This is a genomic window from Brevibacterium sp. HMSC07C04 (assembly GCF_001815905.1).
GTDB lineage: Bacteria > Actinomycetota > Actinomycetes > Actinomycetales > Brevibacteriaceae > Brevibacterium.
Genome location: NZ_KV823269.1, coordinates 1 through 13,193 on the forward strand (window position 1 = coordinate 1; position 13,193 = coordinate 13,193).

The 13,193-nt window shown below is 62.4% G+C and carries 10 protein-coding genes; 4 read left to right on the forward strand and 6 right to left on the reverse strand.

Going from position 1 to position 13,193, the window contains the following annotated elements; all coding sequences use genetic code 11:
* Positions 1 to 58: 58 nt before the first annotated feature.
* The gene (locus HMPREF3162_RS07970) at positions 59 to 358 is read right to left on the reverse strand and encodes a DUF4193 domain-containing protein (protein ID WP_070572353.1); all 300 of its coding nucleotides are present in this window, start codon (positions 356 to 358) and stop codon (positions 59 to 61) included.
* 225 nt (positions 359 to 583) lie between these two features.
* Between HMPREF3162_RS07970 and HMPREF3162_RS07975 the strand changes: the two genes are divergently transcribed.
* Positions 584 to 808: a hypothetical protein gene (locus tag HMPREF3162_RS07975; RefSeq protein ID WP_070572982.1), complete on the forward strand. Its 225-nt coding sequence runs from the start codon at positions 584 to 586 to the stop codon at positions 806 to 808.
* A 97-nt stretch (positions 809 to 905) separates the two neighbouring features.
* Here the strand turns inward: HMPREF3162_RS07975 and HMPREF3162_RS07980 are convergent, their stop codons facing one another.
* Positions 906 to 2,018: a ferrochelatase gene (locus HMPREF3162_RS07980; RefSeq protein ID WP_070572351.1), complete on the reverse strand. Its 1,113-nt coding sequence runs from the start codon at positions 2,016 to 2,018 to the stop codon at positions 906 to 908.
* A gap of 99 nt (positions 2,019 to 2,117) precedes the next feature.
* On the opposite strand from HMPREF3162_RS07980, the gene sepH reads away from it, so the two are divergent.
* On the forward strand, positions 2,118 to 3,164 hold the full coding sequence (gene sepH, locus HMPREF3162_RS07985) for a septation protein SepH (protein ID WP_083304019.1): 1,047 nt from the start codon (positions 2,118 to 2,120) through the stop codon (positions 3,162 to 3,164).
* Between the two features lie 87 nt (positions 3,165 to 3,251).
* Here sepH and cydC read toward each other — a convergent pair whose 3' ends face one another.
* From cydC to HMPREF3162_RS08005, 4 genes are all read right to left on the reverse strand, one after another.
* Entirely contained in the window at positions 3,252 to 6,542 is a 3,291-nt protein-coding gene (cydC, locus tag HMPREF3162_RS07990) for a thiol reductant ABC exporter subunit CydC (protein ID WP_256278237.1), read from the reverse strand.
* Entirely contained in the window at positions 6,539 to 7,576 is a 1,038-nt protein-coding gene (gene cydB, locus HMPREF3162_RS07995) for a cytochrome d ubiquinol oxidase subunit II (RefSeq protein ID WP_070572347.1), read from the reverse strand. Before cydB ends, cydC begins: the two co-directional genes overlap by 4 nt.
* 9 nt (positions 7,577 to 7,585) lie before the next feature.
* Positions 7,586 to 9,157 (reverse strand): cytochrome ubiquinol oxidase subunit I, encoded by a 1,572-nt coding sequence (locus HMPREF3162_RS08000; RefSeq protein WP_070572345.1) that lies wholly within the window; start codon positions 9,155 to 9,157, stop codon positions 7,586 to 7,588.
* Positions 9,158 to 9,306: 149 nt separating this feature from the next.
* Positions 9,307 to 11,418, reverse strand: coding sequence for a DNA gyrase/topoisomerase IV subunit B (locus HMPREF3162_RS08005; protein WP_083304018.1), 2,112 nt, complete (start codon positions 11,416 to 11,418; stop codon positions 9,307 to 9,309).
* 101 nt (positions 11,419 to 11,519) lie between these two features.
* Here HMPREF3162_RS08005 and HMPREF3162_RS08010 point away from each other — a divergent pair, with 101 nt between their 5' ends.
* Both HMPREF3162_RS08010 and HMPREF3162_RS08015 read left to right on the forward strand, forming a co-directional pair.
* Complete coding sequence (locus HMPREF3162_RS08010) at positions 11,520 to 12,314, forward strand: N-acetylmuramoyl-L-alanine amidase (RefSeq protein ID WP_070572976.1); 795 nt, start codon at positions 11,520 to 11,522, stop codon at positions 12,312 to 12,314.
* A gap of 31 nt (positions 12,315 to 12,345) precedes the next feature.
* Positions 12,346 to 13,116 (forward strand): VOC family protein, encoded by a 771-nt coding sequence (locus HMPREF3162_RS08015; protein WP_070777552.1) that lies wholly within the window; start codon positions 12,346 to 12,348, stop codon positions 13,114 to 13,116.
* Positions 13,117 to 13,193: the final 77 nt, after the last annotated feature.

Sequence of the window (13,193 nt, forward strand, 5' to 3'; positions counted from 1 at the left end):
GAACAGATCTGTTCTCAGCCCCGCTGTCGTCTGCATTGCTGTCAGCGTACGGGTGTGCTCAGCCTGCGCAGTCCGAGCAGATCAGAACGCCGTCGTTGTCTTCTGCCAACTGCGAGCGGTGGCGAACCAAGAAACACTCCATGCAGGTGAATTCGTCGTTCTGGCGCGGAAGAACACGAACTGAGAGCTCTTCGTTTGAAAGGTCAGCCCCCGGCAGCTCGAAATCTTCGGCTGCCGCCGTTTCGTCTTCATCTACCTGGCTGGCCTGCGCCTGATTGCGCTGCGCTTTGAGCTCCTCGATGGAGTCAGCGCTGATCTCGTCATCCTGCTTTCGCGGGGCGTCGTAGTCGGTTGCCATTTGTACTGGTCACACTCCGGCGGCGTCTGGTTGAGGTCTGTGAATGACCCGGCTCATGTGCAGGTCATCCCGAATAATGCACCCTCATTCGCTTTTGCGCAACTGCCGCGCAGGTGGTTCCTGTTATTTTTCCCCACTTTGATAGTTTGGAGCTCACACAGCATCGCGTTCATGTTGAGTTCATGCAGAATGCCGATGATGCTTGTGTTTGAGAAGGGAGGCCCCATGTCAGGTTTTGCTGAAGGGCTCGACAACAAAGTCGGGCTTCTGCGCGAACAGCTCGCACAAGCCAGGGAAGCTGGCGACGAGTTCCGCGAACAGGCCCTGATCGAAGAGCTGAGCGATACTGTGAACATCGCCGGCGAAAACGATCTCGACACGTCAGAGCTGAAGAAGGTCCTCGCTGCAGAGACCGGCACGATACCGGTTATAGACGAACCAGAGGACTGACGTCCTCGAAGGCGAAAGGGGCGGCCCTGGCCGCCCCTTTTTCGGCGCTCGCACGCAGGCGTGAACTCTCAGCGCCGCGAATATGCCCGGGCCGTGATCATCCAGCCCAGTTCGGCATAGTCGGCTTGTCGACCCGACCTCGGCAGCAGTCGACGGCACAGGCACCGGAACCGCAGATCAGCGGACCTTCTTCCGTTACGGCCGGTGCGCTGACCTCCTCACCGCGAACCTGCGCCGCACGTTCCAGAATGAGATCGACGAGACCGCTGACGAACACCGGATCAGTGCCGACGGTTGCGGCTCGAACAAATGCGAGGCCGTGCTTTTCAGCAGTTTCCTTCGCTTCTGTGTCGAGGTCGTAGACGACCTCCATGTGGTCCGACACAAAGCCGATCGGAACCACGACAACACCGGTCACACCGTCTTCGGCGAGTTCGTCCATGCGGTCGTTGATGTCCGGCTGCGACCACGGAATGTGGGCGGGACCGGATTCCGAACAGAACACGAGCTCCTGCGGAAGCGGCTGTTCACCTCCCAGCTGTGATGCGACATAGTCCATGAGCTGCCGGTGCTGAGCTTCATAGCCGATCGTGCGGACTTCCGAGGCCGCCTGCATGGTGTCGGGAATTGAGTGCGTGACGTACAGAAGTCGATGCTTGTCAGGATCGAGGCCGCCGACTTTCTGTGCGAACTCGGCGAGGGCCTCGCGCACAATCTTCACCTGGGTGTCAGCAAAGCCCGGGTGGTTGTAGTACTGGCGGATCTTGTCGATCTCGACATCGGTTCCTTCGTCGGCGAGCGTTTGGCTGGCCTTGGCGAAGTCTTCGCGGTACTGGCGATCCGATGAGTAGCTGGAGTAGGCCGATGTTGTCACGGCGATGAACCGGGAGTCTCCCGCCTGGGCGCGCTCACGCAGGACGTCTTGAAGGTACGGGTCCCAGTTGCGGTTGCCCCACACCACGGGAGCGTCTATTCCGCGGGCGCGGACTTCCTTCTGCAGAGCTTCGAGCAGGGCGATGTTCTGTTCGTTGATCGGCGATTTGCCGCCGAAGGCGTAGTAGTGCTCACCCACCTCTTCGAGACGCTCTTCGGGGATGCCGCGACCGGCCGTGACGTTCTTGAGGAACGGAACGACTTCGTCAGCCTTGTTGGGTCCGCCGAAGGACATGAGGACGATCGAATCGAAGGGAGAAACCGAAGATGAGGTCATGTGCTGAGTCTACCGTGGCGCTTTCAGCGCTTGGCGGGTTGCCGCGGCTTGGCGACTCGCCGCGGCTGATCAGTCCATTCGGCGGCGCACCGTGAAACCATGGAACGGCTTAAGGAAGGTGTGATTCGAGTGACGGAACTGTCTTTTCACGCAGCCGATGCGTCCGGTGCGCTCGTTCTGCGCGATGCACAGGGAGGCGAATATCGGCTCCCCGTCGACGACGAACTTCTTGCCGCTGTACGCCGCCTGCGCACCCAGCAGGCGACCCGCACCTACGGCCGCGGCCAGCTGAGGCCCAAAGCCATTCAGGCGATGATCCGCTCCGGTATGACCGCAGAGGAAGTCGCAGATGCCACCGGCGGAGACCTCGACCATATCAGGGCCTTTGAGCAGCCTGTTCTGGCTGAGCGCCGCCACATCGCCCACAGTGCCGGCCAGAGTCCCGTCTACGAAGACGGCAGCCGTGATCACACTCCCCGCCCGCTGCGGGAGGTCGTCACGGAGCGTCTGGAGAAGCGCGGCGCTGACACCGACAACCTCGAGTGGGACGCGTGGAGGTCTGACGAGGGCGTGTGGAACGTCGAACTGGCGTTCAAAGTCCGAGGCACGCAGAAGACCGCGCGCTGGGAATACCGCGAGCGCAATGTCCACGCGGTCGATGACGATGCGCGCTGGCTGTCCGAAGCGGGGCCTGCTGATTCCGGCCCGATTCCCAACTTCGGCAGCCCCGACGAACGTGTTTTCAACTTCGAAGATCAAGATCGAACCCCGAAGTCCGCTGATCACCAGGCGGAAACCGGCAGAATTCTCGAAAGTCTGCGCCGACGCCGCGCCCGCACACAGGAAGCCGATGCGGCGCAGACGCCCACCGGCCTGCGCTCGGTGCCGACAATGCCGGAAACCGAACCCGACGGCGCGCACACGGCCCTGTCACGGCCGGAAGAAGCCGATGACGACTCCGTGCTCGCCGTGAACCCCCAGGGAGAGGAACCCGGTGACGCGCAGCCGTCGCTGCTGGACGAGCCGGGTGTTTTTGAAGGAGGAGACCCAGCCTCGGCTGCCGGGCACGATCACAAAGAGGCTAGGCGCGGGCGGTCTTCAGTCCCCAGCTGGGACGAGATCATGTTCGGCACGAAGCGCGACTGAGCTTGACAACACCTTTCAGCAGTGAACGCCGCAGGCCGGGTGCTCGCGGCGTTCACTGCTGTCTGCAGGCTTGTTTCTGCTGCGAGGCTACAGCCGCACGCGCAGATCCTCAGCTTCGACCCACCGCTGTTCGTGGGTCACCATGATGACAGCGCGATCGGTCAGGGTTGCCCGCAGGTCGCCCATGAGCGCTTCTGCGGTTTCGATGTCGAGGTGTGCGGTCGGTTCGTCAATGACAATCACATCAGCACCGGTCAGCAGGGTGCGGGCGATTGCGAGTCGGCCGCGCTGACCGCCGGAGAGGAATTCGCCGCCGGCGCCGATGACCGCGTCCAGGCCGCGTTCGCGCACGAGATCGTCCAGTCCCACTCGGCGCAGCGTCTCAAGCAGCTCGTCATCGCTTGGCCGGTCGTTGCGGTCGCGGGCAATGAGCAGATTCGCGCGCAGGCTCGAATTGAAGACGTGGGCTTCCTGCGGACACCAGGCGATTGTGCCTGCCAAGTCTTCCGGCCCGGCTTCGAGCAGATTCACCCCGTCTGCCGTGTACGTTCCCGTTTCAGGGTCAAGGAACCGCAGTATGACGGACACGAGCGTCGTTTTGCCCGAACCGGACGGCCCGGTGATCGTCGTCCAGCTGCCGCGGGCAATATCGGCGTCGACTCCGCTGAGAATCACCGGTCCGGTGGGCCAGGAGGCGCGAATGCCGCGCAGCTGCGCACTGCTAACCGAGCCCACGGGGTGGGGCATTCGGCCGTCACCCTCTTCCCCAGCACCGAGCTCCGGCACACGCTTCAGCACAGATGCCAGTGCCGGCCACTGCTGAACCGCCCGGAGGGAATCGAGGTAGGCGTCAATAAGGGCAAGGGGCACGAGCACGAGAATCGCCAGGGCTTCCGGCGAAATTGTGCCGGTGACAACCGCGGGACCGGCGATGATGAGCATCAGCGCACTCGAAGCTGACAGCAGGAACGTCACAATCGCCTCGCCGAGCCCTGACGACAGCAGGATCTGCTTCTCAAGGGCGCCCACCCGCTCGTCTTCGGCAATCACCTGATCAGCCGCTTCGCGGGCTTTGCCGTTGGCGATGAGATCCGTCTTCGCAGCAAGCAGTCGGGTGAGCTTGCCGAGCACACGAGCGCGGTGCTCCAGACGCTGCACACCGGCCCTGCGCTCTGCAATGAGCGCAGCGGCTGGGCCCGCAATGAGGGCAAGCACGAGAACTGCGCCCAGGGCCAGCGCCGCGGCGGGCAGGAATATCCAGAAGACCACGACGGCAGCCGCACCGATGATGAGTGCAACAATCGGCGGAACCACAACCCGCGGCGCTGAGTCGCGGATGTCATCGACATCAGAAACAAGCCTGCGCAGAGCGACATCGCTGCGGGCGACAGCGCGGTTGGCTGTTCCCTCGCGCGCAAAGATCTGCCACAGATGTCGGCGCACAGCGGCAAGCCTGCCCAGAATCGCCTGGTGCAGGTTGAGCTGGTGGGCGTAGGTGAGAACCGAACGACTCAGGCCGAAGAACCGGACCCCGACGATCGCCACGAGCAGATACATGATGGGCGGCTGAAAGGACGCATGAACAATGAGCCATGCGGAAACTGCCGTCAGTGCCGTTCCGGCTGCCACAGCGCCCACGGCCGACAGAACCCCCAGCCAAAAGCGCACTGTGGCAAAGCCAACCGCATCAGCAGCGCGCCTGAGCAGCTGCCACGTCGAAGCAGAGCGGATATCTTCTGCACTGCGGTCAAGGTCAGTGTGCCGCTGCGACTGGACCGGTTCGACTGCGGAAGAAGCCGCGCTGAAGCCTTGAGCCGCTTCGCCGATGTGCAGGCGCGTTCCCACTGCCATCAGCGCGGGATCGTGGCTTGCTGCGATGACCGAGCAGATCTCGCTGATTGTCTGCAGCTCCTGCCGGATGCGGGCTGCCGATGAGCCGTCGAGGTGAGCCGTCGGTTCGTCGACGATCAACAGCTGGGCACCTGAGTCCACCCGAGCAAAGGCGCGGGCCAAAGACAGTCTGCGTCCTTCCCCGGGGCTGAGAGCGTCGACGGCGGCAGAATCATCCACATGGAGAGCCGCGCGCTCTTTCAGGGCGGCGGTGTCAACATCATCACCGCCGAACAGGCGCAGCTCCTCGCCCACCGTCGAAGCGAAGAAGCGCGGACTCTGCGAGGCAAACGCAATCGAGTCCGGAACTCCCGCGAGGCTGCCCGTGACCGAGGTGCCCTCCCCCGGTCGCACAATGCCGGCCAGTACGCCCAGGAATGTTGACTTCCCGGCACCGGAAACCCCGGTCAGCACAGTCAGGCCGGAGCCGATCTCACCGGAGACCGGCGGCAGAGCAGCACAGTCCCCGTAAGCAGCCGACACCTCGGCAAAGCGGATTGGCCGTGCCGGAACATCAGCATCGTCACCGCGAGAGCCGAATACGACAGATGCTGGAGTGGCAAGCAGACTCCGAATCCTGTCGAACACTGCCAAGCCGTTTTCAGTGGAGTGAAATGCCGCCCCCAGCTGACGCAGAGGCAAGAACACCTCGGGAGCCAGCACCAGAGCGAACAGACCAGCACTGAGCTCCAGCGTGCCATTGACTAAGCGCACACCGATGAAAACGGCCACGAGAGCAACCGAGAGGGTTGAAATGAGCTCGAGAGCCAAGGCGGAAAGAAAAGCAACCTTCAGCGTCTGCATGGTGGTGCGCCGGTAGCTTTCGCTGATGCGCACAAGCGCCTCCGTCTGCGCGCGCACCCTCCCCAAGCCGACCAGCACCGGAAGGCCGCGCGCCAGTTCAACCAAATTGTCCGACAGACGGTCAAGAGACTTCAGCGCCTGCCCGACGCGCTCCTCTGTATAGCGGCCGATGAGGATCATGAACACCGGCACGAGCGGCAGGGTGATGACCAGCACGAGCGCCGAAACCCAATCAGCGAAGACAATGCGAACGATAACCGCAAACGGAATGACCGCAGACGCCGTCAGGGAGGGAAGAACACCCGTGAAATAGTCGTCGAGATCGTCCAGAGAGCGAGTAGCGGTCACAACGAGAGCGCCATCGTCAATATCAAGATCCCGACCGCCGGAACTCAGAGAACGACCGATGAGCTTCCGGCGCAGAGCCGTCTTGACGCCCACAGCGGCACGCGCCCCGGCGGCCCGCTGCGCCCACACGGCAGCCCCGCGCACCACAGCGCCCAGGACGCCCAGAAGAACAGCGAGCGAAACATCGCCGCCTGCCATAACCCCGGTGACGCCGCGGGCAGCGGCCTCGGCGATGAGCACAAGTCCCAGCGCCTTGGCCGCGGCCACACCCACAAGAACCCCAAGCGCCCGCCGGCCCGAGGGGACGGCGGACGCTGGAGCCCACGGTGAACTCACGCGTGGTGACTTGCTATCGCCACCGGCACGCTGTGTGCCGGAGGCAGGTGCTTTTCGTGAATCCGGCGGGCAAACACGCGATAGGAGTACACGGTGTAGCCCAGAACGATCGGCAGGAAGATCACCGTGACGATGAGCATCACGCCGAGCGTGTAATCCGACGAAGAAGCCGAAGTGACGGTCAGCGAGTGGGCGTCGTCGAGCGTCGACGGCAGCACTCGCGGATAGATGTTGACAAACAGGCTTGCCACACCGGCTGCGAGGAAGATGCCGTTGAACAGGAAAGCGCGCAGTTCGGTGTTCTCCCCGATGCTCACCCACGTAAGAACAGCCGCGATCACCGCGGCGCCGATGATCACAGCGCCGGCAATATTGCCGAACTTGAACTGGACGATGAGCACCCACACCGCGGCGAACAGCACCAGCAGCGGCAGGAGCTTTTTGGCGTGCGCCCGAGCCCGGACCCGCATTTCGCCGTGCGTCTTCAGGGCCGTGAACAGCAGACCCTGAAGGTAGGCGAAGCCGAGAATGGCCAGGCCGCCCACGATCGCGTAGACGTTGACCCACGCAAACGCCCCACCCACGTTGTCGCCGTTGTCATTGATCGGCATGCCGGTGGTCGTCAGCGCCAGCATCGCGCCGACGCAGAAAGCTGCAACGGCCGAGCCGAGCGACAGGAACCAAGTCCAGGTGTTGCGCCAGCGCTGCGAGTTGACTTTGCCGCGATACTCAATCGAAACAGCGCGCAGGATCAGTGCGAGCAGCGCGAGCGTCAGCGGCACGTACAGGGCGGAGAACAGCGAGGCGTACCACAGCGGGAACGCGGCGAACGTCGCACCGCCGGCGGTCAACAGCCACACCTGGTTGCCGTCCCAGACCGGTCCGAAGGAATTGAGCAGAACACGCTGTTCTTTTTCGCTCTTGGCAAAGGTCTTCATCATCATGGCCGCACCCAGGTCGAAGCCGTCGAGGATGAGGTACCCCGTCCACAGGACGGCGATGAGGATGAACCACAGAGTTGAAAGGGCTTCCACAGCGTCTCCTTAGTAGGCGAACGACAGGACGTCGTCGTCTTCGTGTTCGGCGCTCGGCTTGCGGCCCGAAGTTTCGAGTTCGGGCATAGCAGCCGCGACACCGCCGCGGGCGTACTTGATGATGAGGATGAATTCGACGACCATCAGACCGCCGTAGAGCAGGGTCAGGGCAACCAGGCTGAACAGCATGGCACCGGCTGACACGGACGGCGAGATCGCCGCTGCTGTGTAGAGCATGACCCCGTCAACGCCGTCCTCGCCCATGTTCGGTGCTACGACGAAGGGCTGTCGGCCCATTTCGGTGAACACCCAGCCTGCTGAGTTGGCGATGAACGGTGCCGCAATGCCCCACAGCGACAGATGTGCGAGGAACTTCGAGCTGGGCACGGTTCCCTTTCGAGTGGCGAACAGAGCGTACGCCGCAAAGAGCGCCCCGAGTGAGCCGAAGCCGATCATGAAGCGGAAGCCCCAGTAGGTGACGATCATCAGCGGCTGGTAGTCGACCTTCTGCCCCGCGTAGTCGCGGTACATGGGGTCATCCGGGATGACTCCGCCGAACTTCTCTTCGTATTCCGGAAGCAGCGTCTGCACGCCGGGGACTTCGTCGGTGAAGTTCGTGTGGACGAGGAACGACAGCAGACCCGGAACCTCGATGAGGGTCTTCGTGTCATCGCAGTGGTTCGAGTCGGGAATTCCGATAGTCAGCACCGAAAACGAGGTGCCGTCGGTGCAGGCGGCTTCCGCCGACGCCATTTTCATGGGCTGCTGCTCGTACATGAGCTTGGCCTGGATGTCACCGGTGATGGCAACCGCAGCAAAGGCGATGACGGCAGCCCAGCCGCCGATCCGCAGCGACTTGATCCACACGGCGTGGTCTTTCTTGTCGCGGCCGGGAACAGCGAGGTCTTCGCCCACGACGACACGGCCCTTCTCATCGACCGTGTCGATGCCGTCCTTGCGGCGCCGGTACAGGTGGTACCAGGCGATGCCCAGCATAAAAGCCGCACCGCAGGCCAGCGCACCGGCAAGAGTGTGAGTGTATGCGGCGATTGCCGTGTTGTTCGTGAGAACAGCCCAGATGTCGGTCATGACGGGACGGCCGTCGACCATCTCAACGCCGACCGGGTGCTGCATCCAGGAATTGGCGACGATGATGAAATACGCCGAGATCCATGCGCCGATGACAGCGCACCACAGGACCGTCAGGTGGGCTCGTTTGGACAGGCGCCCCCAGCCGAAGATCCACAGGCCGAGGAATGTCGACTCGAGGAAGAAGGCGATGAGCGCTTCCATGGCCAGAGGCGCACCGAAGACGTCGCCGACGAACTTCGAGTACTCCGACCAGGCCATGCCGAATTGGAATTCCTGGACGATGCCGGTGGCAACACCCATGATGAAGTTGACGAGGAACAGCTTGCCCCAGAACTTGGTTGCGCGCAGCCATTTTTCGTCACCGGTACGGGTGTACATCGTCTGGAGTATTGCAACCAGCAGACCCAAACCGAGGGTCAGGGGAACCATCCAGAAGTGATAGACCGTGGTGATGCCGAATTGCCACCTGCCGATGAGCACCGGATCCACAATCGCCTCCTATTCGGTTTGGTCCGCCAGGTATCCACGACGAACCGGTCAGTGATTTTGCGAAGCTCAGCCTACCGCCGGGGGTCGCTCTGTGAGCACGCTGAACATCCATGGTCACGGGTGTCTCAGAATTCAGACAGCCGTGCCGCTCAGGCGTCGATCTTCTCCGAATCCATGACGTCAGCGCCGGAGACGATGAATTCGCGCCGTGGTGCAACCTCGGAGCCCATGAGCAGATGGAACGTGGTCTCTGCCGCACCGGCATCGTCCATGGTCACCCGTCGCAGCAGCCGGTGCGCAGGATCCATTGTCGTCTCCGCCAGCTGGTCGGCATCCATTTCGCCCAGACCCTTGTAGCGCTGCGGGGACTTGTATGTCTTGCCGCGCCGGTCAAGCTTTTTCAGTTCCCGGTGAAGTTCTGCTTCGGAGTAGGTGTAGATGACATCATTGGCCTTGCCCCGATTGACAACCTCAATCCGGTGCAGCGGAGGCACCGCGGCGAACACCCGGCCGGCTTGAACGAGGGGGCGCATGTAGCGGAAGAACAGCGTCAGCAGCAGCGTGCGGATGTGAGCCCCATCGACATCGGCATCGGTCATGATGATGACCTTGCCGTACCGAGCGGCCTCCAGGTCAAAGCTGCGGCCCGAACCGGCCCCGATGACCTGAGTCAGCGCTGCACATTCAGCGTTCGCCAGCATGTCCGAGACACTCGCCTTCTGCACGTTGAGGATCTTTCCGCGAATGGGAAACAGCGCCTGATGCTCAGAGTTCCGCGCAGCCTTGGCCGTTCCCATTGCCGAATCACCCTCGACGATGAACAGCTCTGTGGCGGCAGGGTCACTGTTGCGGCAGTCGTAGAGCTTGGCGGGAAGAGCCGAGGACTCCAGCGCGTTCTTGCGGCGCTGATTATCACGGTGAGTACGCGCGGAGATGCGCGATTTCATTTCCGCAACGACCTTTTCCAGAAGCGCATTGGCCTGCGCTTTCTCCTGCCGCTTGCTTGCCGTAAGCCGGTCGGTCAGCCCTTCTTCTACGACTTTGCTCACGATCTGACGCACCGCGGGTGTGCCCAGAACCTCTTTTGTCTGTCCCTCAAACTGCGGTTCGGCCAGTTTGACTGTCACGACGGCCGTCAGCCCGGCTAAGACATCGTCCTTGTCGAGTTTGTCCTTGCCGACCTTGAGCTTGCGGGCATTGGCTTCGACAGCCTTGCGGACTGTCTTCACCAGACCGGCTTCAAAACCCGTCTGGTGAGTGCCGCCCTTCGGGGTGGAGATGATGTTGACGAAGCTCTTGATCCGGGTGTCGAAACCGGTCCCCCAGCGCACGGCTATGTCAACGTCGACTTCGCGGTCAACATCGGTTGACACCATATGTCCCGTCTCATCAAGAACCGGGACGGTTTCCGTGAAGTCGCCCTTGCCGCTGAATCGCCACACATCAGTGACCGCAGGGTCCAGAGCAAGGTGCTCTGCGAAAGCGGAGATCCCGCCGTCATAGCGGAACTCCTCCTTTCGGTGTTCTATGACCTCCCCGGCTTCGTCGCGCGCGACACCGCGTTCATCGACAATCGTGATCTTCAGACCCGGAACGAGGAACGCCGTCTGCCGTGCACGGTCAACGAGTTTGTCGTATTCGAAGTCAGCGTCCTTGAGGAAGATCTGCGGATCAGCCCAATAGCGAACCCGCGTACCGGTCACACCCCTTTTTGCCTTGCCTATGATCTCGAGCTTTTCGCCGGGTTTGTTCTCGGTGAATGGATTCTCCGGGCTGGCAGCGCCGTCATCGGCAAAACGTCCGGGCCGACCGCGGCGGAATGACAGACGGTGAACTTTGGAGGCGCGTGTGACTTCGACGTCCATTCGCTCCGACAGCGCATTGACGACAGCACCGCCGACTCCGTGCAGACCGCCGACTGCCGCATAGGAACCGCCACCGAATTTTCCGCCGGCGTGCAGCTTCGTCATGACCAGCTCAACACCGGTCAGACCCGATTTCGGTTCGACGTCGACGGGAATGCCGCGAGCCCGGTCGTCCACTGCAACCGAGCCGTCCGGGTAGAGAGTCACGGTGATCTCGTCGCCGTAGCCGGCCAGAGCCTCGTCAACGGAATTGTCGATGATCTCCCACAGGCAGTGCATGAGACCGCGCGAATCAGTGGAGCCGATGTACATACCGGGCCGCTTGCGGACCGCATCGAGCCCCTCCAACACCTGGAGCTGCTGTGCGCCGTACTCTGCCTTGGCCGCCACTTCCACGTCCTTTCCCTTCAGTGCCCTGCCATTGTAGGGTGCCGCATGCAAAAGCCTGCGGATTTGCCCGCCGCGCTGTCACGTTCGGTGTGTGCTTCAATGTTCCTATGCTTCTGCGCTCCCCCGCTCTTGCAGCCGCACTCTGCGCTGTGCTTCTGACCGGCTGTGCCGACAGCACGCCCGGTTCCGACACCTCGTCAGCACCGGCAGGCTCTAACAGAGCGCAGTCGAGCCCGACACCAGACGAAGACGCCCAAGCACTGGCGGGGACCACGATCGCGGTCGACCCCGGCCACAACGGCGGCAATATGAAGAACGCCTCCAAGATCTCCCGACAGGTCGATGACGGGCGAGGCGGCACAAAAGCGTGCAACACCACCGGAACCACCACATCAGACGGCTTCCCGGAACACGAGTTCGCCTGGAAGGTGGCCGAACACCTGCGCACCGCGCTCGAGGACAGCGGTGCGCGCGTCATCATGTCGCGCAAAGACGACAAGGGCATCGGGCCCTGCGTTGATGAGCGGGGCAAGTTCGCCGCCGAAGCGGACGTGCTCGTCAGCATCCACGCCAACGGCTCCGACAGCACAAAGCCCTTCGGCTTCGGCGCCGTCATCGCCCCGGACCGCAAGCACGCCGAGTCGAAGAAGCTCGCCGGCAGCCTCGTCAAGGGCCTGAAGGGCGCGGACTTCCGCGCTAACCCCAGCTACGGCAAAAACACCGTTATGGAGCGCAAAGACCTCGGCGGTCTCAATCACGCCACCGTCCCGGCCGTGCTGATGGAGCTTGGCGAAATGCGCAACCCGGAAGAATCGAAGATCATGAAGACCGACTCCGGACGCAAACGCTACGCAGATGGTCTCGTCGCGGGCCTTGCGGACTACTTCAAGGGTCGCGGCTGACCAATCGGAATGAACCTGCGACAATGACGGAGTGACTGACTACACTGCTCATTCTGCTCAGCCCGTCTGGTTGGAGCTCAGCTCTCCGCAGTCGGATGTTTCAACAGAGTTCTACAGCGAAATCTTCGACTGGGAGTTCAGCGGCGCAGGCCCCTTGGGTCTTGGCTCGCAGGCGCTGCTTCGGGGACGCGCGGCAGCCGGCATCAGCCCTCAGCCGCCGCAGGCTCCAGCAGGCCAGCCCGGATTCTGGTCTGTGTATTTTCGCGCCGAATCTCTCGACACTTTCCTCACCGCCGTCGATGCCGGCGGCGGTCAGGCGATGACTGTCGTGCCCGAATTCGACGGCGCCGCATCGGTAGCGCTCGTCTCAGACTCCGGCGGCACAGCATTCGGTGCGCTGACCTTTGACGATTCCCGCGGCTTGGGAACAGTGGGCGAAATCGGTGCGGCCGTCTACTTCGAACTGCACACACACTCCCCTGAAAAGGCAGATTTCTATTCCGAGGTGTTCGGCTGGGCCAGGAGCACCGGCCCGTCGACTATTCAAGAAGAAGCCGACGTGTTCACAATGGCGGGCGATGTTGACTTGACCGCCGCGGTCGTCGACCTTTCCGGAACGCAGATCCCATCTCACTGGGAAGCGTTCTACATGGTCGAAGACGTTGATGTTTTTGCGCAGAAAGTGCCTGCTCTTGGGGGTGCGCTGCTGGTTGAGCCGACCGACACTCCGCGCGGGCGGATCGCAAAGTTCATCGACCCCCACAACGCGGCTTTCGGAGTCATCGAGCCGAACTGGCTGTAAAGCCCGTGCAGTCGCTGGCTTTCAGCCTGCCGTTTTTCGCCAAAACATGAGGCTCGGCCCCGTCTGACGGGGCCGAG

Coding starts and splice junctions, on each gene's coding strand:
- HMPREF3162_RS07975 (WP_070572982.1), top strand. CDS start 584: ATGTCAGGTTTTGCTGAAGGGCTCGACAACAAAGTCGGGCTTCTGCGC.
- sepH (WP_083304019.1), top strand. CDS start 2,118: ATGGAACGGCTTAAGGAAGGTGTGATTCGAGTGACGGAACTGTCTTTT.
- HMPREF3162_RS07970 (WP_070572353.1), bottom strand. CDS start 358: ATGGCAACCGACTACGACGCCCCGCGAAAGCAGGATGACGAGATCAGC.
- HMPREF3162_RS07980 (WP_070572351.1), bottom strand. CDS start 2,018: ATGACCTCATCTTCGGTTTCTCCCTTCGATTCGATCGTCCTCATGTCC.
- HMPREF3162_RS08010 (WP_070572976.1), top strand. CDS start 11,520: ATGCTTCTGCGCTCCCCCGCTCTTGCAGCCGCACTCTGCGCTGTGCTT.